Source organism: Azospirillum brasilense, assembly GCF_003349955.1.
In the GTDB taxonomy this organism is placed as follows: Bacteria; Pseudomonadota; Alphaproteobacteria; order Azospirillales; family Azospirillaceae; genus Azospirillum; species Azospirillum brasilense_B.
In genome coordinates, this window is the sequence record NZ_QLKQ01000174.1 from 1 (window position 1) to 1,341 (window position 1,341).

The following is a 1,341-nucleotide window of genomic DNA, read 5'->3' on the forward strand; positions in this document are numbered from 1 at the left end:
GCCGACCGATCTTGGAGTACAGCCCCTCGAACGCTGGCGACATTACCTCCAGCGCTTCATCAACAATAGCCCGGATCGGCCGAAGCGGATGGTTCGCAGGAACCCGCGCTTCACAGCTCACGTAGCTGAACAGACCCTCGCTGCGTTCGTCCGATCCGCGCATCGCCCCCTCGTCGGCCGCATTCTCCTCGACCCGAGAGAATCACGACCGACCGGCTATGCACAGCCCTTTTTCCGCATCCTGCTAGGTAATCAGCCTCCGCCGCCTTACTTAACACGTCACTAGAGCGGATTGACGTGCATGTGAATCGGGGGATTCCCGTGAGGTCGGAAATGTGATTCAAGCTTCGGGCTGGTGAAGGAGGCTGGCCCGCATGTCCAAGGCGCTTTCCGTCGATCTGCGTCAGCGCGTTGTCGATGCCGTTCATGCCGGGTCTTCCTGTCGGGCGGCGGCGGCGCGCTTCGGTGTTGGCGTGTCGTCTGCGATCCGCTGGGTGGCACGGGCGCGCACGCGGGGTGACCTGACACCGGACAAGCGCGGCGGGAACGTGCGCTCGCGCCGGATCGATGAGCACCGGGAGTTCCTCCTGGCTCTGATCACGGCGGAGCCGGACCTGACCCTTGCGGAGGTAGCCGAGCGTCTGGACGTGGCAACGGGCTATCGCCCCTTGCCCAGCATCGTGTGCCGGTTCTTCCAGCGCCACGGCGTGACGCGGAAAAAAAGACGGCGCATGCCGCCGAACAGAACCGGCCAGACGTAGCGGAACAGCGCGAAGCCTGGTTCGACGGCCAACCGGACCTCGATCCGGAGCGTCTGGTGTTCATCGACGAGTGCGGCACCTCTACGAAGATGGCCCGGATGTACGGCCGCGCGCCAAGGGGCGAGCGATGCCGCGCTCCAGTCCCGCATGGCCACTGGAACACGACCACCTTCGTCGGCGCGCTCCGGCTGTCCGGCGTCACGGCGCCGATGACGCTGGGCGGCGCCATGAACGGCGCGGCCTTCCTCACCTACGTCGAACGCGTTCTGGTGCCCACGCTGACGCCCGGCGACATCGTCGTGATGGACAACCTGCCACCCCACAAACTTCCCGCTGTTCGACACGCCATCGAAACAGCCGGGGCGACGGTGATGCTCCTGCCACCCTACAGCCCCGACTTCAATCCGATCGAGATGGCCTTCTCCAAGATCAAGACCCGGCTGAGAAAAGCCGCCGCCCGAACCCTGCCCGATCTCTGGGAAGCCATCCGCGACGCCATCGACGCCGTCACCCCTAATGACTGAAGTGGTCCCCGTTCCCCGGACAGTCGGATAAGCTTGGTTCGCCCATCAGGAAGGAC

General features: G+C 64.9%; 1 protein-coding gene and 1 pseudogene. One reads left to right on the top strand and one right to left on the bottom strand.

What is annotated here, in order from left to right; all coding sequences use genetic code 11:
* A pseudogene (locus tag DXK32_RS31915) lies at positions 1-163 on the bottom strand (IS5/IS1182 family transposase); the annotation flags it as partial.
* Positions 164-374: 211 nt separating this feature from the next.
* On the opposite strand from DXK32_RS31915, the gene DXK32_RS31920 reads away from it, so the two are divergent.
* Positions 375-1,285, top strand: a protein-coding gene (locus DXK32_RS31920; protein ID WP_114862158.1) for an IS630 family transposase whose coding sequence is annotated in 2 segments (ribosomal slippage) — positions 375-714 and positions 714-1,285 — 912 coding nt in all. Because the reading frame shifts where the segments join, the coding sequence is not laid out codon by codon here.
* Positions 1,286-1,341: the final 56 nt, after the last annotated feature.